18 protein-coding genes are annotated in these 23,800 nt (G+C 71.8%); 13 read left to right on the forward strand and 5 right to left on the reverse strand.

What is annotated here, in order from left to right; all coding sequences use genetic code 11:
• Positions 1-54: 54 nt before the first annotated feature.
• The 3 genes from F620_RS0104335 to F620_RS0104345 are packed head-to-tail and all read right to left on the reverse strand — an operon-like array spanning position 55 to position 7,057.
• Complete coding sequence (locus F620_RS0104335; protein ID WP_019569597.1) at positions 55-4,254, reverse strand: TIGR02680 family protein; 4,200 nt, start codon at positions 4,252-4,254, stop codon at positions 55-57.
• Positions 4,251-5,504 carry a TIGR02678 family protein gene (locus F620_RS0104340; RefSeq protein ID WP_019569598.1) on the reverse strand — a complete coding sequence of 418 codons (1,254 nt, stop codon included), beginning with the start codon at positions 5,502-5,504 and terminating at the stop codon, positions 4,251-4,253. Before F620_RS0104340 ends, F620_RS0104335 begins: the two co-directional genes overlap by 4 nt.
• The gene (locus F620_RS0104345; RefSeq protein ID WP_019569599.1) at positions 5,504-7,057 is read right to left on the reverse strand and encodes a TIGR02677 family protein; all 1,554 of its coding nucleotides are present in this window, start codon (positions 7,055-7,057) and stop codon (positions 5,504-5,506) included. Before F620_RS0104345 ends, F620_RS0104340 begins: the two co-directional genes overlap by 1 nt.
• 164 nt (positions 7,058-7,221) lie before the next feature.
• On the opposite strand from F620_RS0104345, the gene sucC reads away from it, so the two are divergent.
• The 4 genes from sucC to F620_RS0104365 all read left to right on the forward strand — a co-directional run bounded on the left by sucC (position 7,222) and on the right by F620_RS0104365 (position 11,392).
• Positions 7,222-8,382: an ADP-forming succinate--CoA ligase subunit beta gene (gene sucC, locus F620_RS0104350; protein ID WP_019569600.1), complete on the forward strand. Its 1,161-nt coding sequence runs from the start codon at positions 7,222-7,224 to the stop codon at positions 8,380-8,382.
• Complete coding sequence (sucD, locus tag F620_RS0104355) at positions 8,379-9,263, forward strand: succinate--CoA ligase subunit alpha (protein ID WP_019569601.1); 885 nt, start codon at positions 8,379-8,381, stop codon at positions 9,261-9,263. Before sucC ends, sucD begins: the two co-directional genes overlap by 4 nt.
• Positions 9,264-9,279: 16 nt before the next feature.
• Entirely contained in the window at positions 9,280-10,983 is a 1,704-nt protein-coding gene (locus F620_RS0104360; RefSeq protein ID WP_019569602.1) for an NAD+ synthase, read from the forward strand.
• Between the two features lie 70 nt (positions 10,984-11,053).
• Positions 11,054-11,392 (forward strand): P-II family nitrogen regulator, encoded by a 339-nt coding sequence (locus F620_RS0104365; protein ID WP_018870362.1) that lies wholly within the window; start codon positions 11,054-11,056, stop codon positions 11,390-11,392.
• A 28-nt stretch (positions 11,393-11,420) separates the two neighbouring features.
• Here the strand turns inward: F620_RS0104365 and F620_RS0104370 are convergent, their stop codons facing one another.
• Positions 11,421-12,323, reverse strand: a complete 903-nt coding sequence (locus F620_RS0104370; RefSeq protein ID WP_019569603.1) for an outer membrane protein assembly factor BamD — start codon at positions 12,321-12,323, stop codon at positions 11,421-11,423.
• Positions 12,324-12,353: 30 nt separating this feature from the next.
• On the opposite strand from F620_RS0104370, the gene rluD reads away from it, so the two are divergent.
• Both rluD and pgeF read left to right on the forward strand, forming a co-directional pair.
• Positions 12,354-13,316 (forward strand): 23S rRNA pseudouridine(1911/1915/1917) synthase RluD, encoded by a 963-nt coding sequence (gene rluD, locus F620_RS0104375; protein WP_018870360.1) that lies wholly within the window; start codon positions 12,354-12,356, stop codon positions 13,314-13,316.
• Positions 13,313-14,110, forward strand: a complete 798-nt coding sequence (pgeF, locus tag F620_RS0104380; RefSeq protein ID WP_019569604.1) for a peptidoglycan editing factor PgeF — start codon at positions 13,313-13,315, stop codon at positions 14,108-14,110. The genes rluD and pgeF overlap by 4 nt, the downstream gene beginning before the upstream one ends.
• Here the strand turns inward: pgeF and queG are convergent.
• Positions 14,107-15,357 carry a tRNA epoxyqueuosine(34) reductase QueG gene (gene queG / locus F620_RS0104385; RefSeq protein WP_019569605.1) on the reverse strand — a complete coding sequence of 417 codons (1,251 nt, stop codon included), beginning with the start codon at positions 15,355-15,357 and terminating at the stop codon, positions 14,107-14,109. The genes pgeF and queG overlap by 4 nt on opposite strands.
• On the opposite strand from queG, the gene F620_RS0104390 reads away from it, so the two are divergent.
• From F620_RS0104390 to hflX, 7 genes are all read left to right on the forward strand, one after another.
• Positions 15,356-16,888 carry a bifunctional ADP-dependent NAD(P)H-hydrate dehydratase/NAD(P)H-hydrate epimerase gene (locus F620_RS0104390; RefSeq protein WP_019569606.1) on the forward strand — a complete coding sequence of 511 codons (1,533 nt, stop codon included), beginning with the start codon at positions 15,356-15,358 and terminating at the stop codon, positions 16,886-16,888. The genes queG and F620_RS0104390 overlap by 2 nt on opposite strands.
• 25 nt (positions 16,889-16,913) lie before the next feature.
• The gene (tsaE, locus tag F620_RS0104395; RefSeq protein WP_019569607.1) at positions 16,914-17,378 is read left to right on the forward strand and encodes a tRNA (adenosine(37)-N6)-threonylcarbamoyltransferase complex ATPase subunit type 1 TsaE; all 465 of its coding nucleotides are present in this window, start codon (positions 16,914-16,916) and stop codon (positions 17,376-17,378) included.
• A gap of 194 nt (positions 17,379-17,572) precedes the next feature.
• A complete protein-coding gene (locus F620_RS0104400) occupies positions 17,573-18,949 on the forward strand; it encodes an N-acetylmuramoyl-L-alanine amidase (protein WP_019569608.1) in 1,377 nt (458 codons plus the stop codon).
• Positions 18,950-19,042: 93 nt separating this feature from the next.
• Positions 19,043-20,977: a DNA mismatch repair endonuclease MutL gene (gene mutL, locus F620_RS0104405; protein ID WP_026331311.1), complete on the forward strand. Its 1,935-nt coding sequence runs from the start codon at positions 19,043-19,045 to the stop codon at positions 20,975-20,977.
• Positions 20,977-21,912, forward strand: coding sequence for a tRNA (adenosine(37)-N6)-dimethylallyltransferase MiaA (gene miaA / locus F620_RS0104410; protein WP_019569610.1), 936 nt, complete (start codon positions 20,977-20,979; stop codon positions 21,910-21,912). Before mutL ends, miaA begins: the two co-directional genes overlap by 1 nt.
• Before the next feature lie 72 nt (positions 21,913-21,984).
• On the forward strand, positions 21,985-22,248 hold the full coding sequence (gene hfq, locus F620_RS0104415) for an RNA chaperone Hfq (protein WP_018870352.1): 264 nt from the start codon (positions 21,985-21,987) through the stop codon (positions 22,246-22,248).
• 53 nt (positions 22,249-22,301) lie between these two features.
• Entirely contained in the window at positions 22,302-23,675 is a 1,374-nt protein-coding gene (gene hflX, locus F620_RS0104420) for a ribosome rescue GTPase HflX (protein WP_019569611.1), read from the forward strand.
• Positions 23,676-23,800: the final 125 nt, after the last annotated feature.

Below are 23,800 nucleotides of genomic sequence, written 5' to 3' on the forward strand. Positions count from 1 at the left end.
TGCCTTTCCCTGAATTGTAGGCCGTAAACCGCCCGCGACTGAAATCCGCGGCGCTCAGAACAGCGACCCCTCTTCCGGTCCCTCCTCGGAATCGGGCGCCGGTGCGCGCCCGGGGCGCTCCAGCGGGGTGCCGGGCTCGGCCTCGCGGATGCGGCGGGCGCCGTCCCAGCGCCAGCGGGAGACGAACACCGCGTCCACATCGTCGCGCCGCACCAGCTGCGCGATGGCGAGCCCCGGCACCTCCGGGTAGCAGCCCCATTCGCGTTCGGAGGTCATCAGGGCGTCGAGATCGAACTGCGCCAGCAGGCCCATGCTCTTGGCGCGGGCGTCGTCGTCCACGCCGGCGAAGACCTCGTCGAGCATGATCAGCCGCGGTGCCGCCGGATGGGCACTGCCGTAGTGGCTGGCGGCGGCGGCGAACAGCGGCAGGGTGATGACCAGGGCCCGCTCACCCCCGGAGGCGGGCCCGTAGGCCGGGCGCCAGCGGCCGCTCTGCCAGCGCTCCACGGTGAAGCGATGCCAGTAGCGGTAGTCGAGCCCCCGCTCCAGGATCTCCGGCAGCGCCGCCCCTTCGTACTCCCGGCGCGCCTCCTGGATGCACAGCTGGATGAAGTCGCCCACCGCCTGGCGATCCGACGGGGTCCAGGCGTCCATGCTCTGGCGCAGCAGGCGGTCACGGGTGGCCTCCAGACCCGTCGGGATGTTCAATCCGCCGGCGGTCTCTCCCTCGGCCAGCGGCTGCCAGGCGATGCGCAGACGCATGCCGGTGCTGGTGGGCCGCTGGGCGAGCTCTTCGTTCATCTGGCGCACCTGCCGCTCGGTGGCCGCCAGCCGGTGCTGGAGGTGACTGGCGACCTCGTCGATCAGGTAGTTCTCCACCAGCTCCCGTTCCCGGGCGGTGAGCAGCTCGCGGCGGCGTTCCAGCTCCCGGTCGAGCTCCGCGGCCAGTTCGTCGGGCCCGTGGTGGCGGGACTGGAAGGTGACGCGCACCAGCAGCAGATCGTCCTGCTGTTCGATCTGGGCGTCGTGGCCGGGCTGTCGCCCCAGGGCGGTCTGCAGGGCGGTGAAGTGCTCGTGGAGCCCCTTCTGCTGGCGCTGCCAGGCGGCGTCGCCGGCGTCGACATCGGCCAGGGCCTGTTCGAGTCGCCGGGCACGCTGGACCGTTGGCTCCGGGGCCCACGAGGCGTCGTCGTCCACGGTGAGTTCGCCGTCGGTGGCCACCGGCATCAGGCCGGCCTCGGCGAACCGGCGCAGCCGCTGGACGGCGTGCTCGCGACGCTGGCCCAGCTCCTCGAGCCGTTGTTCGGCGTTGGCGATATCGCTCTCCAGCGCACCGATCCGCTTGCTGAGCTCCGTGCGCTCCTGCTGCAGGTGCTCGCGCCGCTCGGCCAGCTCCTGCAGGGTGGCGTCCACCTCGTGGAGCTGTCGTTCCAGCGCCGCCACCTCGGCCCCGATGCTCTCGCGGAGGGTGTCGCGGTGGGTCTCGGCGTCCCGCGCCTGGCGCTCGGCCTCATCGCGCTCCCGGGTCGCCACGCGCAGCACCTCGTCGGCGCGCTGCGCCTCTTCCTCCGCCCGGCGCAGCCGTTCGGCCTCACGCCCGTGTACGCGCAGGGCGTCGCGCAGCCCGCGGCAGGCGTCGGCGTACTCCGCCAGGGCCTGGCGCACGGCCTGGAGCTGGCCCTCGGCGGTGGGCAGGTGCAGTTCAGCGGCCCGTTCGTCGCGTTCCTGGCGCGCCTGCTCCGCCTCCCGGCGGCGGGCCTCGAGGGTCTGGCGGGCCTGTTCGGTTCGTTCGGTCTGGGCCTCCACGGCACGCAACGCCGCGGCCTCGGCCGCGTGGGCGTCGCGCAGCGGGGTGTCGGCGGGGCGGCGAGCCCACTCCTGGTCAATCCGGTCGCTGCGTTCCGTGATCCCGGCCAGTGCTGCGTCGATCTCCTCCCGGGTAGCGCCGAGTTCGGCGAGTTCGGCGTCGATCTCCTCCAGGCGTGCCCGTCGGGCGGCCTCGCGGGCGGTGTGGCCGATGTAGCGCGCGCGTTCCTTGCCCCAGTCCCCCCGGGCGGGCCCGAGCTGCCAGCGTCCGTCGACGGCGACCCAGGCAGGCCCCGGCGCGGCGGCCTCTGCGGGCTCTCCCGCGCCGATGCGGGCCAGCAGCGCCGCCACCCGCTCGGGGCTCACCGGCGGGTCGCCGTCGGGCCGTCGGACGTCCGGGACCAGCCAGCGATCCACTGCCACGGCCGGCTCGGGGGCCTCGGTGGTCAGCAGGGTGTCCCGGACCCCCGCGTCCATTGCTGTGCCCTCCGGCAGGATCCATGCGTCCAGCAGCCCGGCGGCCTCCAGTGCCGCCTCCAGCCCGGCCCGCTCCGCCTCGGGCACCTCGTCCCGGAAATCGACGAGTTGCCATAGCGGCGCCCCGGGGCGCTCCGCCCGCTGTTCGTCGGACCGGGTGTGCGGTGCCGGCGGAGCCAGCTCCTCACCCGTGGTCAGGCGGGCCCGCTCGGCCTCCAGCGCCTCGATGGATCGATCCACCTGCTGGCGCTGGTGTTCGCGCTCGCTGCGGGCGCCGGCCAGTTCGGCGGTCAGGGCCTGCCGACGAGCCTCCAGGGTGTTCTCCGCCGGGTTGCGGTCATCCACCCGGGCCACCCAGTCGGTCAGCTCCGCCAGCACCTGTTCGGCGTCGTCCGGGCGCAATTCGGTGAGCTCGGCGAGGTACGACCGCCACGCCCCCTGCAATGTCTCGCCGGCCTCCTCGGTGGCCTGGCGGGCGGCCTGGTGGGCCTGCTCGACGCGATCCTGCTCGTCGCTGTGGTGCTGCCAGTCCCCCTGGGCACGGGCCAGCCGGCGCTCCGCCTCCGCCACGGCGTGGTGGTGCTCCTCGAGCAGGGCCACGGCCTCCTGGCGTCGGCGGTGGATCTCCAGCAGCCGCTCGCGCACCCGCTCCGGGGGCTCCCCCGGGACCTCCCCGTCCGGTGCTCCCCCGGCGGTGAGCCCGAGGCGCTGGATCTGCTCACGATGGGCGGAGACAACCCCGGCGCCCTCGGCGCAGGCCCCCAGACGCGTCAGCACCTCCTCCAGCTCGGTGCGGGCCTGCTCGGCCAGTTCCCGCTGCTCGTCGCGCCGCTGTTCGGCCTCCCGGAGCCGGTTTTCGCTCTCCCGGTGGCGTTCGGCCTGTTGATCGGCGTAGCGCCGCTGCTGCTCGGCGGCCTGCTCGGCGTTGTGCAGCGACTCCGCCGAGCGCATGGCGGGGCTGTCCCGCAGGGTACGCCGGCGCTGTTCGGCCGCGTCCACCTCGGTGCGCAGGGTGCGCTCGCGCTCGCCGGCATCCGCCTCGCGCTCCCGGGTCTGCTCCAGCTCCTCGCGGGCACGGCCCAGCTGCGCCCGGACGTCCTCGTACTCGCTGTGCGCCGCCCGGACCTCGGCGCTCCGGCGGCGGGCGGCCACGGCGGCGTAGCGGCGGTAGTGCTGCAGAAACTCGAAGACGGCGTCCCGCGCCTGTTCCAGCGCGTCGGCTTCGTCGACCATCGCGTCGAGGCTGCGGTAGGCGTCGGCCACGTCGTTGATCACCCCCTGGTCCAGGGGCGGCAGCGCCTCGGTTAGCGCCCGGGAGAGCCGGGACTCATCGGGCGTCTTGGACAGTTGCGGCTGACGCAGCTGCAGCAGCAGGTCGAGGAGGGCCTCGTAGCGCTCGGCCCCGAGCTGGAAGAACTGCTCGTCCACGGCCCGGCGGTAGGCCTGGGCCTGATCGTAGAGGGCGCCGGAATCGTCCAGTGCCTGGGCGAGCCGGTCACGCCCCAGGGTGCGGCCGTCCTCCACCAGGAAGAGCGACTCTCCGGGGCGCTGCGGCGTGATGAAGAACCAGGAGCGTACCCCGCGTTGCGCCACCGCCTTGAGGCCGCAGCCGATGGTCCGGTACTCCGGCCCCGCCTCGCCCATCCGGCCGAACTCGAGCCAGGTGTACCCCTGGCGCTCGCCGGCCTGGCCGAGCAGCAGGTTCCACTCCATGCGCTTGCTCGGATCGCCGTCGGGCTCCACACGCGCCGGACTCATCTGGCCATCCAGCAGGAAGGGCAGCGTCAGGGCCATGACCTTGGACTTGCCGGTGCCGTTATTGCCACGCAGCAACAGGCGGCCGTCGTGGAAACGGAACTCCTCGTGGTCGTAGTGGAACAGGTCGACCAGGCCCAGGCGCAGAGGCTGCCAGCGCTCCCCGGTCGGCTCCGGCAGGTCGCCGGCGGGTCCGGTCACGGGCGTCGCGCTCATGCGTCGGCCTCCCCGGGCACCAGTTCGGCCTGGGCGCCCTCCGGCGTGCGCGGCTCGTCCACCGCGAAGCGCGCCAGGGCCGGCCTGGCCGATACCCGCCCCTGGTCGTCGATCCGGATCAGGCGCAGACCGCGCAGCTGCTCCACCGCCTGCCGGGCCAGGGGCCGCTCGGCACCGGGTTCCAGGGCGTTGCGCCGCCAGTAGCCGCGATACGACTCACGCCATTCGGCGACACGTTCCGCCAGGTGTTCCAGGGTCACCGGGGCGCCCCCCAGGCCGGCCAGATAGGCGGCGATCAGCAGGGTGGCGTGCCCCTCGGTACCCTCGCTGGGGATCTGCCGGTCGGTGAGCGACTGCTGCGGATCGACCATGGCGATCCCCTCGGCGCGGACCTCCGCCACCAGGCCGGTGGCCTCCTGGATCCGCCGGGTGATGGCGCCGCGCTGGCCGGCCAGGTACTGGCGCGCCGCATCGTCGAGGTCGTCCCAGTAGACCACCGGATCGTCCAGCAGCCGCGCCGTCAGATCCTGACGCAGGGCGCGGTTGCGCGCCTCGTGGTTGTCCGGGACGAAGGGCTCGACGATGGCGCGCAGGCGCGCCTCGAAGTCACCGGGGTCACCGTCGAGCACCACCAGTGACGGCCCCCGCAGGGTCACGAGCAGGGCGGCCAGGACGCGGCGATGGATATCGTAGAGGACGTCGCCGTCCCGTCCCCGGCGGACAAAATCGTCCTCGTTACCGGCCACCCGGGACAGCACCCCCAGCTCCAGCAGCAGCCGCACCGTCGCCACCAGATCGCGGCGCTCGTCGCGACCCTCCAGGCCGAAGTCCAGCCCGGCCGTCTCCAGCGCCGGGTCGGCGGCCTCCTGGATCAGCGCCTCGCCCAGCCGCCCGAGGGTCACCTGGTTATCCCCCCGCTCCAGGTTGGCCAGCGCCAGGCAGAGCAACGCATAGCGCCGCCGGTGGAAGGGCGCGCGCTGGGCGCCGCTGCCGGTAGTGGCCGGCCGGGTGGGGTCACCGAAATCCGCCGGGCGCTTGTGGAGCCGGGCAAACTCCGACTCCACCTGCAGCTGCCAGCCGGTGTTGGCGGCGAGCCAGTCACGGAGCTCGGTCTGATGGCGGCGGACCAGAACGAAGGCCGGATGCCGGGCGTCCATCAGCGGGTTCAGCAGCAGTGCCCGCAGGGCACGCTGGCGCTCGTCGGCGCGGTTGCGCTCCAGGACGTCGGTGAGTGTGGCGTCGTCGGCCATCAGGGCGCGGACTCCAGCTCGGTGATGCGGATGCGGTAGTCGGGGCCGCTGAGGGTGCCGCCCGGCGTGTGCAGCACCGCCTGCGTCTCCGCGCCCAGGGGCTCCATCTCGATGCCCAGGGTGCCGTCACCGCTGACCGCGGCAATGGGCTGGTCAGGGGCATCGGCGGCCGCCAGCGCATCCCCCAGGAGCTGCAGAAAGAGGCCGAAGGCATCGTGGTCCAGGTGGCCCATCTCCGACAGACGCAGCATCTCTCCGGTGGCCAGCCTGGCGCGGGCCGCCCGTGCCTCGGCGGCCTCGGCGGAGAGCTGGCGCGCCAGCCAGGACTTCTCCTGGTCACGGCGGCGCATACGGGGCGGGGCGCCCCGTTTCTGGTACTGCCCGGTGGCACGCAGGCGGGCGCTGATGCGCAGCGGCGGCGCCTCGGACCACGACACGCTGGCCGCAACCCGGCGTTCCTGCCAGTGGGCCAGGGTATCGGCATCGACGCCCAGATGGCGGGCTGAAGTCAGCCCGAAGGCCGCCCGCCACAGGCGGTGGGCGTGGTCGTCGTCGGGGCACTCCAGGAACCAGCGGGCCAGGGTACGGAAATCGGCGGAGCGGTCGCTGCGGCCCAGTCGGCGCTCGTTGAGCCGCTGGATGGCCTCCAGCATCTGCGAGATGGAGCGCCGGGCCTGCGCCCGCAGCAGGCTGGCCTGGGCGCGGCGCTCGGGCTGATCCAGGAACCACGCCTTCAGCCCTTCCCAGTGGCCCTCCCAGTGCGTCAGGGCACGGTCGCGCTCGCTGCGCCGAGCGATCTCGGGGTCGCCACCGCCCGCCAGCTCCGGGGCAATGTCCTCACTGTCGCGCTCGGCGGCCAGGTGCAGCAGCGCCGCGATGGGCCGCTCGCCGCCGGCGTCGTCGTCGAGCCGGCGGATGGCGCCGGCGATTTCCGCCGAGGCAGTGACCAGGTCACCGATGAAGCGCTCGATGTAGTCGATGAGCCGCTCCTTGTAGGCGACCAGGGCCTGCTGATCGTCGCCGCGCAGCTCCAGCGTGCGCGACAGCCCGCTCATGAAGGCCCGGGCGTTCTCCGCCAGATCGCTGAAGACGGCGGTGAGATCGCGCAGCAGCAGATGGACCTCGTTGGCGTCGGGCACATCCTGGCCGGCCAGCTCCTCCAGGGACCGCAGCCGCAGGCGCACATCGTCCAGGGCCACCGTCTGCAGCGCGCCGCGCCGGCCCAGTTCGCGGTCGAAGAGCCGCAGCGCGGCCTCGGCGGCCTCTCCGGCGCGGGTGAGCTGATAAAGATAGCGGGCCCGATAGAACTCCTCGACACTGGTCACCCGCGAGGTATCGGGATCGGCCTCCAGGTTGCCCCACTGGACCAGCTGGCCCAGGGCGCTCTGGACCTCCTCCAGGGCGTCCAGTCCGGCGCGCTGCTGAACGTCCTCCGGGCGCAGATGGACGGTGAAGTGCTCCTTGGCCTCGACGAAGGCGGCCATGATCGCCCGGTAGACCGGAGCCTTCTCGGCAACGAGGTAGTTGAAGGCGGAGTAGGCTCGTTCGGACATGGGTCGGGGCGCCTTGCTTCGCTTTCGGTGAATGCCCCCTAGGTTACCGCAACCCCGATGATGGTGTCGGGCGGGTCCGCCATCCGCACGAGGGCACGCCCGGAGGTCTCGCGCGGCGGGAGCGGCAGTTGTCGCCACGGTGGCGCGCCGCTATCCTCGCCGCCATGAATCTGCACGAATTTCAGGCCAAGGCGGCGTTTCGCGACGCCGGGATCCCGGTGCCCGAGGGCCGGGTCGTCGACACGGCGGACGCTGCCGCACAAGCCTGGCGCGAGCTGGGCGGGGGGCGTGCGCTGGTCAAGGCGCAGGTGCACAGCGGCGGTCGCGGCAAGGCCGGCGGGGTGACCCTGGTGGAGGACGCCGAGGCCGCGCGGGATGCGGCGGCCGGCATGCTCGGCACGCGTCTGGTGACTGACCAGAACGCGCCCGAGGGGCAGCCGGTGGAGCGGGTGCTGCTGGAACCGGCGGCCGACATCGCACGCGAGTTCTACTTTGCCCTGCTGGTCGATCGCTCGCGGGAGTGCCTGACCTTCGTGGTCTCCGCCGAGGGCGGCATGGACATCGAGACCCTGGCCGCCGAGCGCCCGGAGGCGATCCTGACCCTGCCGGTGCACCCGGCGACCGGGATCATGCCGTTCCACGGCCGGCGCATCGCCGCGGCCCTGGGGCTGGAGGGCGCGGCCGCGAAGGCGATGGCCCAGCTGGCGACCAGCACCCATGCCCTGTTCACCCGCACGGATGCCCAGCTGCTGGAGATCAACCCGCTGGTGCAGACCGGGGACGGCGAGCTGCTGGCCCTGGATGCCAAGCTGAGTCTGGACGACTCTGCCGCCTACCGGCAGGCGGCGCTGGTCGAGCTGCGCGATCCGAACCAGCGCGACCCCTCCGAGGAGCGCGCCCGCGAGCACGACCTCAACTACATCCCGCTGGACGGCTCCATCGGCTGCATGGTCAACGGCGCCGGCCTGGCGATGGCGACCATGGACCTGATCCAGCACCACGGCGGCGAGCCGGCCAACTTCCTCGACGTGGGCGGCGGAACCACCGTGGAACGGGTGACCGCCGCCTTCAAGCTGATCCTGTCCGATGACTCGGTGCAGGCGGTGCTGGTGAACATCTTCGGCGGCATCGTGCGCTGCGACCTGATCGCCGAGGGGATCATCGCCGCGATCCGCGAGGTGCAGGTGGACGTGCCGGTAGTGGTGCGTCTGGAGGGGACCAACGCCGAGCAGGGCCGCGAGGCCCTGGCGAATTCCGGCCTGGACGTGATCCCGGCCGCCGATCTGGACGCGGCCGCGCGCGCCGTGGTGGAGGCCGCCGCATGAGTATCCTGGTCGACCGCGACACCCGGGTGATCTGCCAGGGCTTCACCGGCAAGCAGGGCAGCTTCCACTCCGAGCAGGCCATCGCCTACGGCACCCGCCTGGTGGGCGGGGTGACCCCGGGCAAGGGCGGGCAGAGCCATCTCGATCGCCCGGTGTTCGACACCGTGGCCGGTGCGGTGGCGGCCACCGGCGCCACGGTCAGCATGATCTACGTGCCGGCACCGTTCGCCGCCGATGCCATTTGCGAGGCGGCCGATGCCGGGATCGAACTGGCGGTGTGCATCACCGAGGGCATCCCGGTGCAGGACATGGTGCGGGTCAAGCAGATGCTGGCCGACACCGGCACCCGCCTGATCGGCCCCAACTGCCCGGGGATCATCACCCCGGAGGCCTGCAAGGTGGGGATCATGCCCGGCTACATCCACAGCCGCGGACGCATCGGCATCATCTCGCGCTCGGGCACGCTGACCTACGAGGCCGTGCACCAGACCACTGCGCTGGGGCTGGGGCAGAGTACCTGCGTGGGCATCGGCGGCGACCCCATTCAGGGGCTGGATTTCGTCGACTGCCTGCGGATGTTCCGCGAGGACCCCGAGACCGACGGCGTACTGATGGTCGGCGAGATCGGCGGCGATGCCGAGGAACGCGCGGCGCGCTACATCCGTGAGGAATTCGACAAGCCGGCGGCCGCCTACATCGCCGGGGCCACGGCCCCGCCGGGGCGGCGCATGGGGCATGCCGGGGCGATCATCGCCGGCGGGCAGGGGACTGCCGCGCAGAAGATGGACGCCCTGCGCGGCGCCGGTGCCGTGGTGGCGGAGAGCCCGGCCGAGCTGGGTCAGGCCATGCAGCAGGCCCTGAACACCGCTTCCGCACGCTGATCCGGCGCCCCCGTTGATGACCGCACAAGCGCCACGCATCGCCCTGGCCCAGTTCAACCCCGTGGTCGGGGCACTGGACACGAATGCCCGGCGCATGCGCGAATTCGTCGACCAGGCGCGCGCCGAAGGCGCCCACCTGGTGATGTTCCCCGAGCTGGCGCTGACCGGCTATCCGCCCGAGGACCTGCTGCTGCGCCCCGCGTTCCTGGATGCGGTGGACGCGGCACTGGAGCGCCTGGCGGAGGCCAGTATCGGCATTGACCTGCTGGTGGGCGCGCCACGGCGCATTGAAGAAGGGCTGGCCAACGCCGCAGTGTGGCTGCGCAACGGCGTGATCCACGCGACGTACGCCAAGCACATCCTGCCCAACTACTCGGTGTTCGACGAAGTCCGCTATTTCCATGCCGGCCACGAACCCTGCGTGGTCCAGCTGGGCGACTGGCGCCTGGGCGTCACGGTCTGCGAGGACATCTGGCAGCCGGCCCCGGCGGCGCATGCCCGCATCGCCGGGGCCGACGTGCTGCTCAACCTGAATGCCTCGCCGTTTCATCGCGGCAAGCCGGCGGAGCGTTCCGCGGTGGTGGCCGCGCGGGTCGCCGAGACCGGGTGCCCGGTGCTCTACGTGAATCAGGTGGGCGGCCAGGACGAACTGGTGTTCGACGGTCGCAGTTTTCTGCATCCCGGCTCCGGCGGCGTGCCGCAGGCCCTGCTGGATCCCTGGGAGGAGGGGGTGGCGCTGGTGGACCTGGAGGCCGGGGAGGCCGGAAGGCCGTCCCCGGTGGCCGTGGAGGCCGAAGGGGTGTCGCCGCTGCCGCCGGCCCCGGCGGCGGTATCCGAGGCCGACAGCTCCGCGAACGCCGCGGATGCGGAAGTCGCGGATCTCTACGCCGCGCTGGTCACCGGCATCCGTGACTACGTCAACAAGAACGGCTTCCCCGGGGTCATCCTGGGGCTGTCCGGCGGCATCGACTCCGGGCTGACCGCGGCCCTGGCCACCGATGCCCTGGGCCCGGAGCGGGTCACCGCGGTGATGATGCCCTACCGCTATACCGCGTCGATGTCGGTGGAGGATGCCCGCGCCCAGGCCGAAACCCTGGGGCTGGATTACCATGAGGTGGCGATCGAGCCGATGGTGCAGGCGTTTCTCGGCGGGCTCGACAGTGCGCTGGCGTCGGTGCCGCCGGCGCCCGGCGACGTGACCGAGGAGAACCTGCAGTCCCGCTCGCGCGGGGTGGTCCTGATGGGCCTGTCCAACCGCACCGGTCGCATGCTGCTGGCCACCGGCAACAAGAGCGAGCTGGCAGTCGGCTATGCCACGCTGTACGGCGACATGAACGGCGGCTTCGCCCCGCTGAAGGATGTCTCCAAGCAGTGGGTCTGGCGCCTGGCGCGCTGGCGCAATACCTGCGGCGAGGTGATCCCTCCACGGGTGATCGAGCGTCCGCCCAGCGCCGAGCTGGCGCCGGGGCAGGCCGATTCCGATTCCCTGCCGCCGTACCCGGTGCTGGACGCGATCCTGGAGGCCTTCGTGGAAGAGGAGGCCTCGGTGGCGGACATCGTGGCGCGCGGTTTCGAGCGCGAGACCGTGGAGCGGGTCGCGCGCATGGTGCTGCGGGCCGAGTACAAGCGCCGTCAGGGCGCCCCCGGGGTGCGGGTCAGCCCGCGCGCCTTCGGCCGCGATCGCCGCTATCCCGTCACCTCCGGCTACCGTCCGGAATGAGGCCGGTGGTCTGGTACACTCAACCGCACACGATTCGCCCGCGGACGCGGGCGCAGACCGGGGGATTCGCATGAAGAAGATCGAGGCGATCATCAAGCCGTTCAAGCTGGAAGACGTCCGCGAGGCCCTGACCGAGATGGGCATCGCCGGGATGACCGCCACCGAGGTCCAGGGTTTCGGCCGGCAGAAGGGCCACACCGAGCTCTACCGCGGGGCCGAGTACGTGGTCGACTTCCTGCCCAAGGTGAAGCTGGAGCTGGTGGTGGACGATGATCGGGTCGATGCTTGCATCGACGCGATCGTGAAGGCGTCGCGCACCGGGAAGATCGGGGACGGCAAGATCTTTGTCTCCGACATGGATCGCGTGGTGCGCATCCGCACCGGCGAGGAGGGCAGCGAAGCCCTCTGACGGGCCGTCTGTCGCGGGGCGCCGCCGTTCAGTTGAAGAACGGCAGGCGCTCGAAGGCGCGCCACAGGCCGCCACGTTCCACTTCCACCGACAGGTGCTCGCCGCCACGCACCGCCACCGCGGCCTCGGCATCGTTCAGTTCCAGCACGCTCAGGGTCGCGTCGGCGTGGTCATCCAGACCCAGCTCGCGATAGGAGTGGTACAGCACCGACAGCGCCTGCGGCATCACGTCGGCGTTGGGGTAGGTCGCCAGCACGTGGCGCGCGCGCTCGGCGGCGGCCACCCAGGCGGTGCGCTCCATGTAGAATTCGGCGATGCGCAGCTCGTTGGCGGCCAGGGTGTTGAGGATGAACACCATGCGCGGATGCGCGTCGGCGCTGTACGGGCTGTCCGGGAAGGTGCGGATCAGCCGGTCGAAGTCCTCGTAGGCGTCCATCAGCGGGCTCTGGTCCATCTCGGTGGGATCCATCGGGAACACGTTGCTGAGGAAGCCCTGGTCGCGGTTGAAGTTGATCAGGCCGCGCAGGTAGTAGGCGTAATCGAGGTTCGGATGACGCGGGTTGAGCTGCTCGAAGCGGTCCACCGCGGCGAGCGCGGGTTCCGGTTCGCCGGCCTTGTAATACGCGTAAGGGATCTCGATCTGCGCCTGCTGGGCAAAGCGTCCGAACGGATAGCGGGCCTCCAGCAGCTCGTAGTATTCCACGGCCTGGCTGTAGTTGCCGCTGTCCAGGGCGGATTTGGCCTCGCTGTAGAGCTGGCTGGCCGACCAGCCGGCCGTGGGATCGGCGCGCCAGCTTTCGCAGCCGGCCATGAGCAGGGCCACAATCAGGATGACGAACAGGCGTGGCAGGGTGGAAGCTGGGAGCACGGAAACCTCGTTGCGAACCGTTGTGCGCGGATGAAATCCGGATTCTACACCATTGACGAACATTGACGCGGCCTGCCTCCGGAGGGTGAGGGCATGAGCGAACCACGCCGGGCAACCCTGCCCGAGGAAGAGGCCGGGCAGCGCCTGGATGCGGCTCTGGCGCGCGCGTTTCCCGAGTATTCGCGCAGCCAGCTGGTGCAGTGGCTGAAGGCCGGCGACCTGCGGGTGGACGGGGCCCGGCCCCGCCCGCGCACGCCGGTGCGCGGTGGCGAGGCGGTGGAACTGATTCCGCCGGAGACCCCGTCGCTGGAGGATGCCCCGGAACCCATCGAGCTGGACATCCTGTACGAGGATGCCGACGTGCTGGTGATCGACAAGCCGGCGGGGCTGGTGGTGCACCCGGCCGCGGGTCATCGTCAGGGAACCCTGGTCAACGCGCTGCTGCATCACGCGCCCGAGGTCGGCGTGCTGCCGCGCGCCGGGGTCGTGCACCGGCTGGACAAGGACACCACCGGCCTGATGGTCGTCGCGCGCAACGCGCAGGCGCAGACCGCCCTGGTGCGTCAGCTGCAGGAGCGCAGCGTGCACCGTGAATACCGCGCGCTGGTCCACGGCCGGGTGATCGCCGGCGGCACGGTGGATGCGCCGGTGGGTCGCCATCCGGTGGACCGCAAGCGCATGGCGGTGAACCCGGCGGGCAAGCCGGCGACCACGCACTACCGGGTGGCGGAACGCTTTCGTGGCCACACCCTGCTGAACGCGCGACTGGAGACCGGGCGTACCCACCAGATCCGCGTGCACATGGCGCATCTGCGCCACCCGCTGGTGGGCGATCCGGTGTATGGCGGGCGGCCGCGGCCGGTGCGCGGGATGGACGAGTCGGCGCGCGAGGCGGTGAACGGATTCCGGCGTCAGGCGCTGCACGCCGCGCGCCTGGAGTTCCGTCATCCCGCCACGGGCGAGCCGCAGGCCTTCGAGGCGCCGCTGCCCGCGGATTTCGCCTCGCTGCTGGAGGTGTTGCGCGCGGATGCCGCCCACGCGGAGGCGCAGGCATGAACGCCGCTGACGCGCTGCCGGACGCGGCCCTGATCACGCCCGACTGGCCCGCTGCCTCCGCGGTCGGGGCCCTGCAGACCACCCGCGTCGGCGGGATCAGCGAGGGCGTGTGGGCCGGTCTGAATCTCGCGCTGCATACCGGGGACGATCCGCAGCGAGTGGCCGGGAACCGGCGCCGTCTGGCGCAGGCGGTGGCCGCGCGGGGCGTGCCCGGCGCCGAGCTGCACTGGCCGGCACAGGTGCATGGCACGCGAGTGGTGCGCGCGGAAGAACTGGCCGCCGCCGACGCGCCGGTGGAGGCCGATGCGGTGATGACCACCCGGCCCGGCCGGGTCTGCGCGGTGCAGACGGCCGACTGCCTGCCGGTGCTGTTCGCCGGCACCGGCGGGGAGGCGGTGGCGGCGGCGCATGCCGGCTGGCGCGGGCTGGTGGACGGGGTCCTGGAGGCCACGCTGGCGGCGCTGCGCGAGGCCCGTCCGCAGGCGGCCTGGCACGCCTGGCTGGGGCCGGCCATCGGCCCCGACGCCTTCGAGGTCGGCACGGAGGTGCGCGAGCGGTTCCTGGCGGTGCAGCCGGGGATGGCCGGGGCCTTTCGCCCGGCCGCGCGGGACGGTCACTGGCTGGCGGATCTGTCGGCGCTGGCGCGCGACCGCCTGCAGTGTGCGGGCGTGGCCGTGCATGGCGGCGGCGAATGCACCTTCAGCGACCCCGACCGGTTCTTCTCCTATCGTCGTGACGGCACCACCGGACGCCTCGCGAGCCTGGTCTGGATCCGTCCGGAGGCCGGAGCCTAGGAACCGGTCGTGGGGTCCTCGTGTGGCGGTCCGGTGCCGCCCTCCGGGGCGGGGATGCTGGCGGGCCTTGCGGCCGGGTCGACCGGTGCGCGAGTGAGCGCCTTCACCGGGATGGCCGGCGGTTCGGCGAGCCGGCCGGCGGCCCGCTCGTCCAGGCGTGCCCGGGCCCAGGCCACGTGTTCGCGCACCAGCGCCGACGGGTGGTCGGCGCGCGCGGCCAGAGCCTCGCGCGCCTGATCGGTGGCCGGACCGTTGCCGAGCCCCACGGCGAGGTTGCGCAGCCATTGTTCGTGGCCGATGCGGCGGATCGCCATGCCGGCGGTGCGTTCGAGGAAGGTCGCCTCGTCCCAGGCGAACAGCTCGACCAGTGAGGCGCTGTCGAGGCCATGGCGGGCGATAAAGTCCGGTTCGGCCGCGACCTCGGCGAAGCGGTTCCAGGGGCAGACCAGCTGGCAGTCGTCACAGCCGTAGATGCGGTGGCCGATCAGCGGGCGCAGGTCTTCCGGGATCGGGCCTTTCAGCTCGATGGTGAGATAGGAGATGCAGCGCCGGGCGTCGAGGTCGTGCGGGCCGCGGAAGGCCTGCGTGGGGCACACGTCCAGGCAGGCGCGGCAGCTCCCGCAGTGGTCCTCGGCCGGGCCGGAATCGAGCGGCAGTGGCAGATCGGTGAACAGTTCGCCGAGGAAGAACCACGAGCCGGTACCGCGGGCCAGCAGGTTGGTGTGCTTGCCGATCCAGCCGAGCCCCGCCTGCTGCGCCAGGGCCTTCTCCAGCACCGGCGCGCTGTCGGTGAAGGCGCGGTAGCCGTGCGGTGCCTCGGCCTCGATCCGGCGGCCGAGTTCGGTCAGTCGCTTGCGCAGCAGCTTGTGGTAGTCACGGCCCAGGGCATAGCGCGAGACATAGGCACCCTCGGGATCCGCCAGCTGGGCAGCCGGACGGCGGGTGCGTGGCGGGAAGTAATCCATGCGCACGCTGATGATGCGCTGCACCCCGGGAACCAGGGCGTCGGGGTCGCGGCGCAGCGGCGCGCGCTCGGCCATCCATTGCATGTCGCCGTGGGAGTCGCGCTCCAGCCAGGCGTCCAGGTGCCGGCGATCGGCCTCGGGGACCCGCGCGGGGCCGATGCGCAGTTCCGCGAAGCCGAGTTCGCGCCCCCACTGGCGGATGCGATCGGCGAGTTCGGCGCATTGGCGCGGGTCGGGATGGTCAGGCACGATCGACAGGCCAGCAAGGAGAGGAACGGACATGAATGATGCCCCCGCACACCCGTCCCCGGCCAGCCCCGCGCCCGGCGAGCGGTTGTTCGACACCGCGCGCATGCGCGAGCTGGATGCCACCGCCATGGCCCTGCCCGGGATGGCGCCGGGCGAGTTGATGGACCGGGCCGGTGCGGCGCTGCTCGAGCATCTGCAGGAATGCTGGCCGGGGGTGTCCCGGGTCGGGGTGCTCTGCGGGCCCGGCAACAACGGCGGCGACGGTTTCGTGCTGGCCCGCCGCGCGCGGGCGGCCGGGCTGGAGGTGGTGCTGCATGCGGGGTCCTCGCGGGCGCGGGAGGAGTCGGACGGGAAGCGGGCCCGGCGTCTGTGGGAGGAGAGCGGGGGCGAAATCCACCCGCTGGAGACGTTCGATCCCGCCACTGCGGATGTGTGGGTGGACGCGCTGTTCGGTATCGGTCTGCAGCGTCCGCTGACCGATGTCTACGGCGAGGTGATCGAGCGGCTGAACCGTGCGGACCGGGCGGTGCTGGCGGCCGATGCGCCCTCGGGGGTCGATACCGACAATGGCGCGCTGCGCGGGCAGGCGGCGCGGGCGACACGCACCCTGACATTCATTGCCGACAAGCCGGGGCTGCATACGGGGGCTGCGGTGGACTACGCGGGCACGGTCCGCGTGGCCACACTCGACCTCCCGCATTCGCTGGCGCAGAGCTTCGCACCGGCGGCGTGGCGCATTGGTCCCGGGCACTGGCGGGCGGGTCTGCCGCGGCGGAGGGCCGGGGCCCACAAGGGTGATGCGGGCCACGTGATGATCGTCGGCGGGGCTCCCGGGTTCGCCGGGGCCGGGCGGCTGGCGGCGACCGCGGCGCTGCGTGCCGGGGCCGGGCGCGTGACCCTGCTGACGCATCCCGAACATGCGGCCTTCGTGTGCAGTGACCGCCCCGAGATCATGGCGCGCGGGGTGAGCGAAGGCCCGGAGCTGCTGCGCTGGCTGGAGCGGGCGGACGCGGTGGCCATCGGGCCAGGGCTGGATCAGGGTCCGTGGGGGCGTGAGCTGTGGCTGGCGGCGGCCGATTCCGGCCGCCCGCTGGTGGTGGATGCCGATGCCCTCAACCTGCTGGCCCAGACCCCGCGACGCAGCAACGACTGGGTCCTGACGCCGCATCCCGGCGAGGCCGGGCGTCTGCTGAACCTGGATGCCGCGGCGGTGGAGGTCGACCGACCGGGGCGACTGCGCGAGCTGGTCCTGCGGTTTGGCGGCACCGTGCTGCTCAAGGGGGCGGGGACGCTGATCGCCGACACCGATGACGGACCGTACGACTGTGTCACCGACGGCCATCTGGGGATGGCCACCCCCGGCTGTGGCGATGCGCTGACCGGCGTGATCGCGGCTTTGCGCGGACAGGGCCTGGACGCGCGGGGCGCCGCGCGTATTGGGGCGGGCTGGCATGCGGCGGCCGGCCGCGTCGCGGCGCGGCGACTGGGGGGCACCGTCGGCATGCTGGCGGGGGATCTGATCGCGGCCCTGCCGGCCGCCGCGGGGGGCGACGATGGCCTCTGACCGGGCGGCCTTCGACGGAGCCCCGGTGGAACTGCCGGATGCGGCCGCCACCGAGGCGGCCGGTGCGGCGCTGGCGACGGTGCCGGGGCTGCGCACGGTCTATCTGGAGGGCGACCTGGGCGCCGGGAAGACCACCTGGGTGCGCGGCCTGCTGCGGGCCCTGGGGCATGCGGGGACGGTGCGCAGCCCGACCTATACCCTGGTCGAACCGTACGAGCTGGATTCCCGGCGAGTACTGCATTTCGATCTCTACCGTCTGGGGGATCCGGAGGAGCTGGAGTACCTCGGCGTGCGCGAGGTGCACGGCACCGGGGTGCTGTGGCTGGTCGAGTGGCCGGAGCGCGGTTGCGGCTGGCTGCCGGAGCCGGACCTGCGCATCCACCTCGAGGAACATCCGGACGGGCCGGAGTACGGACGCCGGCTGTGGCTGGATGGGCCGGCCGCCGAGGCCGGTCGCGCCGCGCTGGCGGCGGCGCCGGGGCAGGAATAGATCTGGGACTGGCGGGTTTTTCCGCATACCACATGTAGTGGTTGGTGGCGCCCGGAGAGATGTGGGGAGCGAGGTCGCAGGTTGTGAGGATACACGCAGAAACCTCGGTATCTTCCTAAAAATTCGCGACATTCCGGGTTGCTTTTTCAGAGGATCTGTCCACAATAAGAGTGGAGTCCCTGACCAGCCGGGGTATGTGCGTGGGCCATCACCGTTCCGACATCGATCCGAATCGCCGCCAGATCCTGCGCGCCCTGGGTGCACTGGGTCTGGCGACGCTGCCCCTCCCGGCGGCGGCCGGGGCGCGCGTCGAGCGCCTGCGCATGTCCGTGGACGGAGAAACCACGCGTCTGGTCTTCGACATGGAGGGCGAGGCCGAGTACGAGGTGTTTCGCCTGCAGTCGCCGGAACGGCTGGTGGTGGACCTGACGAACGCGAGCACCGACACCAGCCTGGAAGTCAATGATCATCCGCGTTCGGTGATCGACGGCGTGCGCCACGCGCCGCGCAACGGTTCCGATCTGCGCGTGGTCCTGGATCTGCGCGAGGCCGTGAACCCGCGCAGCTTCCAGCTGATGCCGGCTCAGGGCGCCCCGCACCGGCTGGTGCTGGACCTGACGCGCAGCGGCTCGGCGGGCACGCGGGTGGAAGCGGGGGAGGAGCGCGAACCGCGTCGCGGTCGCTCGCAGGAGGATCTGCGCGACGTGATCGTGGCCATCGATGCCGGCCACGGCGGCCATGATCCCGGCGCCATCGGGCCCAACGGCACGCGCGAGAAGGACGTGGCGCTGGAAGTGTCGCAGCGGCTTGCGGACCTGGTCGAGGATGAATGGGGCATGGAGGCGGTGATGATCCGCACCGGCGACTATTTCCTGCCCCTGCGCGAGCGCGTCAAGCGCGCCCGGGAGGCGGAGGCCGACGTGTTCATGTCGATCCACGCGGATGCCTTCCCGGACCCCAGCGTGAACGGGTCCTCGGTGTACATGCTGTCGGAGGGCGGGGCATCCAGCGAGGCCGCACGCTTCCTTGCCGAGCGCGAGAATCAGGCCGACATGCGCCTGGGCGGGGTGCCGATGAACGGCCGTGATGATTCCCTGAGCAACGTGCTGCTGGATCTGGCCCAGAGCGGCAGCCTCGAGGCCAGTTCCACCCTGGCCGAGCGGATGATCGATGAGCTGGACCGGGTCGGCAAGGTGCGTCGCCCGAAGGTCGAGCGGGCCAATTTCGCCGTGCTGCGTTCGCCGGATGTGCCGTCCATCCTGGTCGAGTCCGGTTTCATTTCCAATCCGCAGGACGAACGTCGCCTGCGCAGCTCCAGCTACCAGCAGTCGCTGGCCGAAGCCCTGCTGACCGGTCTGCGGGCGTACTTCTCCACCCACGCGCGTCCGGGCACGCTGATTGCCGATGGCGGCAAGGACACCGAGCAGCACATCATCCGCCCCGGCGAGACCCTGTCCGGGATCGCGGACCAGTACAGCGTGTCCCTGTCCGAGCTGCGCGCGGTCAACGGCGTCAACGGTGACACCATCTATACCGGTCAGGTCCTCGAGGTCCCTTCCCGCGGCAGTTGACTCCCGGTCCGAATACGGGATTCGGCGAGCACGCACGTGCACATTCGCCGGTGTTTCCTTACCCTGCGTTTCAGTGCTTTCCCGGGACGTGACGTGGGCATCCAGAAACTCTCCAATCAGCTGATCAGCCAGATCGCCGCCGGCGAGGTCATCGAGCGACCGGCCTCGGTGGTCAAGGAGCTGGTCGAAAACGCGCTGGATGCCGGGGCCTCGCGCATCGAGGTGCGTCTGGAGCAGGGCGGGACCCGCCTGATCCGGGTGACCGACGACGGCTGTGGCATCGCGCGGGAAGAACTGCCGCTGGCGCTGTCGCGCCATGCCACCAGCAAGATCCGCAGCATGGATGACCTGGAGGCCCTGCACAGCCTGGGTTTCCGCGGCGAGGCGCTGCCGTCGGTGTCCTCGGTGGCGCGCCTGACCCTGACCTCGGCGGTGCCCGGCGAGCGTAACGCCTGGCAGCTTTCCGGGGACGGTTCCGATGTCTTCGGCGAGGTGATGCCGGCGTCGCATCCGCCGGGCACTACGGTCGAGGTGCGCGACCTGTTCTTCAACGTGCCGGCGCGGCGGCGCTTCGTGCGCACCGAACGTACCGAGTACGGCCATTGCGAGTCCGTGCTGCGCACCCAGGCCGCGGCGCACCCCGAGGTGGCCTTCGTGCTGCGGCACAACGATCGGGTGACGCTGGACCTGCCGGCGGCACCCGGTGACCCCGCGGCGCGCGTGCGGGCCCTGCTGGGCGAGGCGTTTCTGGCGGATGCGCTCCCGGTGGACGAGCAGCGTTCCGGGCTGGTGCTGTCCGGCTGGCTGGGCTCCCCGGCGCGTTCCCGGGCCCAGGCGGATCAGCAGTATTTCTTCGTCAACGGCCGTGCGATCCGCGACCGGGTGCTGACGGCGGCCGTGCGCAAGGCCTATCAGGATGTGCTCTACCACGGGCGCCATCCGATGTTCGTGCTCGAGCTGGAGCTGGATCCGGCGCAGGTGGACGTGAACGCGCATCCGACCAAGCAGGAGGTGCGCTTCCGCGAGTCGCGGATGGTCCACGACTTCATCTTCCATGCGCTGCATGCCGCGCTGGGGCAGGCGAAGGCCGGTCAGGGCGCGGAGGCGGGGGCCGGGGCAGCCGGGGGCGGTCCGAGTGCCGCCTTGGGTGCCGCCCCGGCGGGCGCGCCGCGCCCGGAGGCCCCTCCGCATGCGCGGCCGGGGCTGCTTGACGGGGTGCCGGGCGACCGTGCGGCGCGCGGTGGCGGGCGCCCCGCTCCGCCCCCCGGGGGCGGATCCGGTGCCGGGGGGCGCGCGGACCCCGGGCGGGGTGACGGGTTTGCCGCGGCCTGGGCCGCATTCCGGCCGCCGGAAGGCGCCGGTTCCGCCGCCGTGGGCGAGCCTGCGGCAGCGGATTACGCCGGGGCGGAAACCGCTCCCGGCGAGGGCGCGGAGGCTGCGGAGATGCCCCCGCTGGGGTTCGCCATCGGCCAGGTCGCGGATACCTTCGTGCTCGCGGAGAACGCCCGCGGGCTGGTGCTGGTGGACATGCATGCCGCACACGAGCGCATCACCTATGAGCGGCTCAAGCGCGAATGGGAGCGTGAACGCGTGACCGCCCAGCCGCTGCTGGTGCCGGAGGAGGTGGAAGTTACCCCGGCCGAGGCCGACCGCGCCGAGGAACAGGCCGATACGCTGGCCGGGCTGGGTTTCGAGGTGGACCGCTGCGGGCGCGAACGTCTGCGGTTGCGTGCGGCGCCGGCGCTGCTGCGGGGGCGCGATGCACCGGCGCTGTTGCGCGACGTGCTGGGGGATCTGGCCGAAAGCGGTCACAGCCAGCGCACCGAGGCGGCGGCCAACGAGGTGCTGAGCACCATGGCCTGCCACGGTTCGGTGCGGTCGGGGCGCCGGCTGACCGTCCCCGAGATGAACCAGCTGCTGCGCGACATGGAGGCCACCGAGCGCAGCGGCCAGTGCAACCATGGCCGGCCGACCTGGGTGGAGCTGGATCACGCCGCCCTCGACGGGCTGTTCATGCGCGGGCGCTGATGGACGTCCCGCAACCGCCGGTGGTGCTGCTTGCCGGGCCCACCGCCACCGGCAAGACCGGGCTGGCGCTGGAGCTCGCGCAGCGGCTGGACGCCGAGATCGTGACCGTGGATTCGGCGCAGGTGTACCGCGGCATGGACATCGGTACCGCCAAGCCGGATGCGCACGAGCGGGCGCGGGTGCCGCATCACCTGCTGGACATCCGGGATCCGGAGGAGACCTATAACGCGGCGACCTTCGCCGCGGATGCCCGGGCCTGCATCCGCGCGATCCATGCGCGCGGGCGCGTCGCCCTGCTGGCGGGCGGGACCCTGCTGTACCTGCGGGCGCTGCTGGAGGGGATCGACCCCATGCCGCCGGTGCCGGAAGCGGTGCGCGCCGCGGTGCGCGCCCGGCTGGAGACGGAAGGCGCCCGGGCCCTGCACGAGGCCCTGGAGGCGGTGGACCCGGCGGCCGCCGGGCGCATCCATCCCAACGACCCGCAGCGCATCCTGCGGGCGCTGGAGGTGTTCGAGGCCACGGGGCGCCCGTTGTCGAGCTTCCAGCAGGGGGGCGAGGCGCGGCTGCCAGCGGGCTGGTGCGCACTGGCGTTGTGGCCGGAAGATCGGGAACGTCTGCGCGCGCGGATTGCCGAACGCTTCGATGCCATGCTGGAGGCGGGGTTCGTGGAGGAGCTGCGGGCCCTGCGTGCGCGCCCCGGACTGACCGCGGAGCACCCTTCGCAGCGGGCGGTGGGCTATCGCCAGGGCTGGGAGTGGCTGGACGGCGAGGTCGATTTCGCCACGTTCCGCAGCCGGGTGATCGCCGCGACGCGGCATCTGGCCAAGCGCCAGCTGACCGGCCTGCGGCGCTTCCCGCTGCACGCGCGGCTGCCGGCGGAAACCGTCGACCCGGAGCAGGCCCTGGCGGCCCTGCGCGAGACGGCATCACGCTGACGATATGCTACTCTTTTTACAGGTTTCGGCCCGCGGCGCGGGCCCCGACGAATGCAACCAGGGAATGTACCGATGGCCAAAGGGCAAATGCTGCAGGAACCCTTTCTCAACGCGCTGCGCCGCGACCGGATTCCGGTGTCGATCTATCTCGTGAACGGCATCAAGCTGCAGGGGCAGATCGAGTCGTTCGATCAGTTCGTGGTCCTGCTGCGCTCGACGGTTTCGCAGATGGTCTACAAGCACGCGATCTCCACCATCGTGCCCGCGCGGCAGGTGCGCATGCCGCTGGATGAAGACAGCGCCGCGGCCAGCGGCGGAGAGGCCGCGGATGAATAGGGGCGTCGTACACCTCCGGGGTGGCCCGGTCCCGAATCGGGGGTGGTCGCGCGTTGTTTGAGCGTCCGCAGACCGGTGGCGACCGGGCGGTGCTGGTGGCCATGGCCATCGGCGGTGCGACCGATCTCGAGGTTCAGCTGCAGGAATTCGAGGAGCTGGTGCGTTCGGCCGGGGCCGAAGTGGTGGCCGTGGAATCCGGCTCGCGGCACCGTCCCGACTCGCGCCTGTTCGTGGGGTCCGGCAAGGCGGACGCCATTCGCGATCAGGTGGCGGCGCACGGGGCCGACCTGGTCATCTTCAACCACGAGCTGTCGCCCAGTCAGGAGCGCAACCTGGAACAGCACCTGCAGTGTCGCGTGCTGGACCGCGCCGGGCTGATCCTCGACATTTTTGCCCAGCGCGCGCGTTCTCACGAGGGCAAGCTGCAGGTGGAGCTGGCGCAGCTGCGTCACATGTCCACCCGGCTGGTGCGTGGCTGGACCCACCTGGAACGGCAGAAGGGCGGGATCGGCCTGCGCGGTCCCGGCGAGACCCAGCTGGAGACCGACCGCCGGCTGCTGGCGGCGCGCATCAAGCATATCGAGCGGCGACTGGAAAAGGTCGAGCGCACGCGCGAGCAGGGGCGCCAGGCGCGCCTGCGCAACGAGGTGCCGACCGTCTCGCTGGTGGGCTACACCAATGCCGGCAAGTCGACCCTGTTCAACCGTCTCACCGATTCCGACGTCTATCAGGCCGACCAGCTCTTCGCGACCCTGGATCCGACCCTGCGCCGGCTGGATCTGGCGCCGCACCAGTCGGTGATCCTCGCGGACACCGTCGGGTTCGTGCGCGACCTGCCGCACGAACTGGTGGCGGCCTTCAAGGCAACCCTGACCGAGACCCGCGAGGCGGCGCTGCTTCTGCACGTGATCGATGCCGCCGATCCGGAGCGCGAGCGGCACATCGCCCAGGTGGAGGACGTGCTCGCGGAGATCGGCGCCGAGGACGTGCCCTGCTGGCGGATCTACAACAAGATCGACACCCTGCCGGAGCGCGACGACGCGGCGGCGGAGCGCTTTGCCGGTGGCGAGGGCGAGGAGGCCTTCTGGCTGTCGGCGCAAACCGGCGAAGGGGTGGAGCGGCTGTACCAGCGCCTGGCCGAGTCCTTCACCGAATCCATGCGCCGTGGCTGGGTCGAGGTGCCGCCGTCCGCCGGGCGGCTGCGCGGTCGGCTGTACGACGAGAACGCCGTGGAGGCCGAGCAGACCGGTGATGAGGGTGCGATCCGCCTGCGGGTGCAGCTGCCCGAGCGGCGCTTTCAGGACCTGTTCCGCGAGGCCGGGCTGGATCCGGAAACGGCCTTCGTGGGGCCGGGCGAGGACCCCGGGGACGCCGAGGACGCGCAAGCCGCCGGTGCGCGCGATCAGGCACCGGGCTCCGGTGCCTGATCGCGCCCCCTGACGGGTTCCCGGGCAGCCACGCGGCACCGGGAGTCTCATTTACGTTTTCTATCAGAACCTCCTTCCGGGAACTTTTGCCCTAATGCCTGACCAAATTAGTCAAGAAATGGGCA

The sequence above is a fragment of the Thioalkalivibrio sp. ALE11 genome (assembly GCF_000381205.1).
GTDB lineage: Bacteria > Pseudomonadota > Gammaproteobacteria > Ectothiorhodospirales > Ectothiorhodospiraceae > Thioalkalivibrio.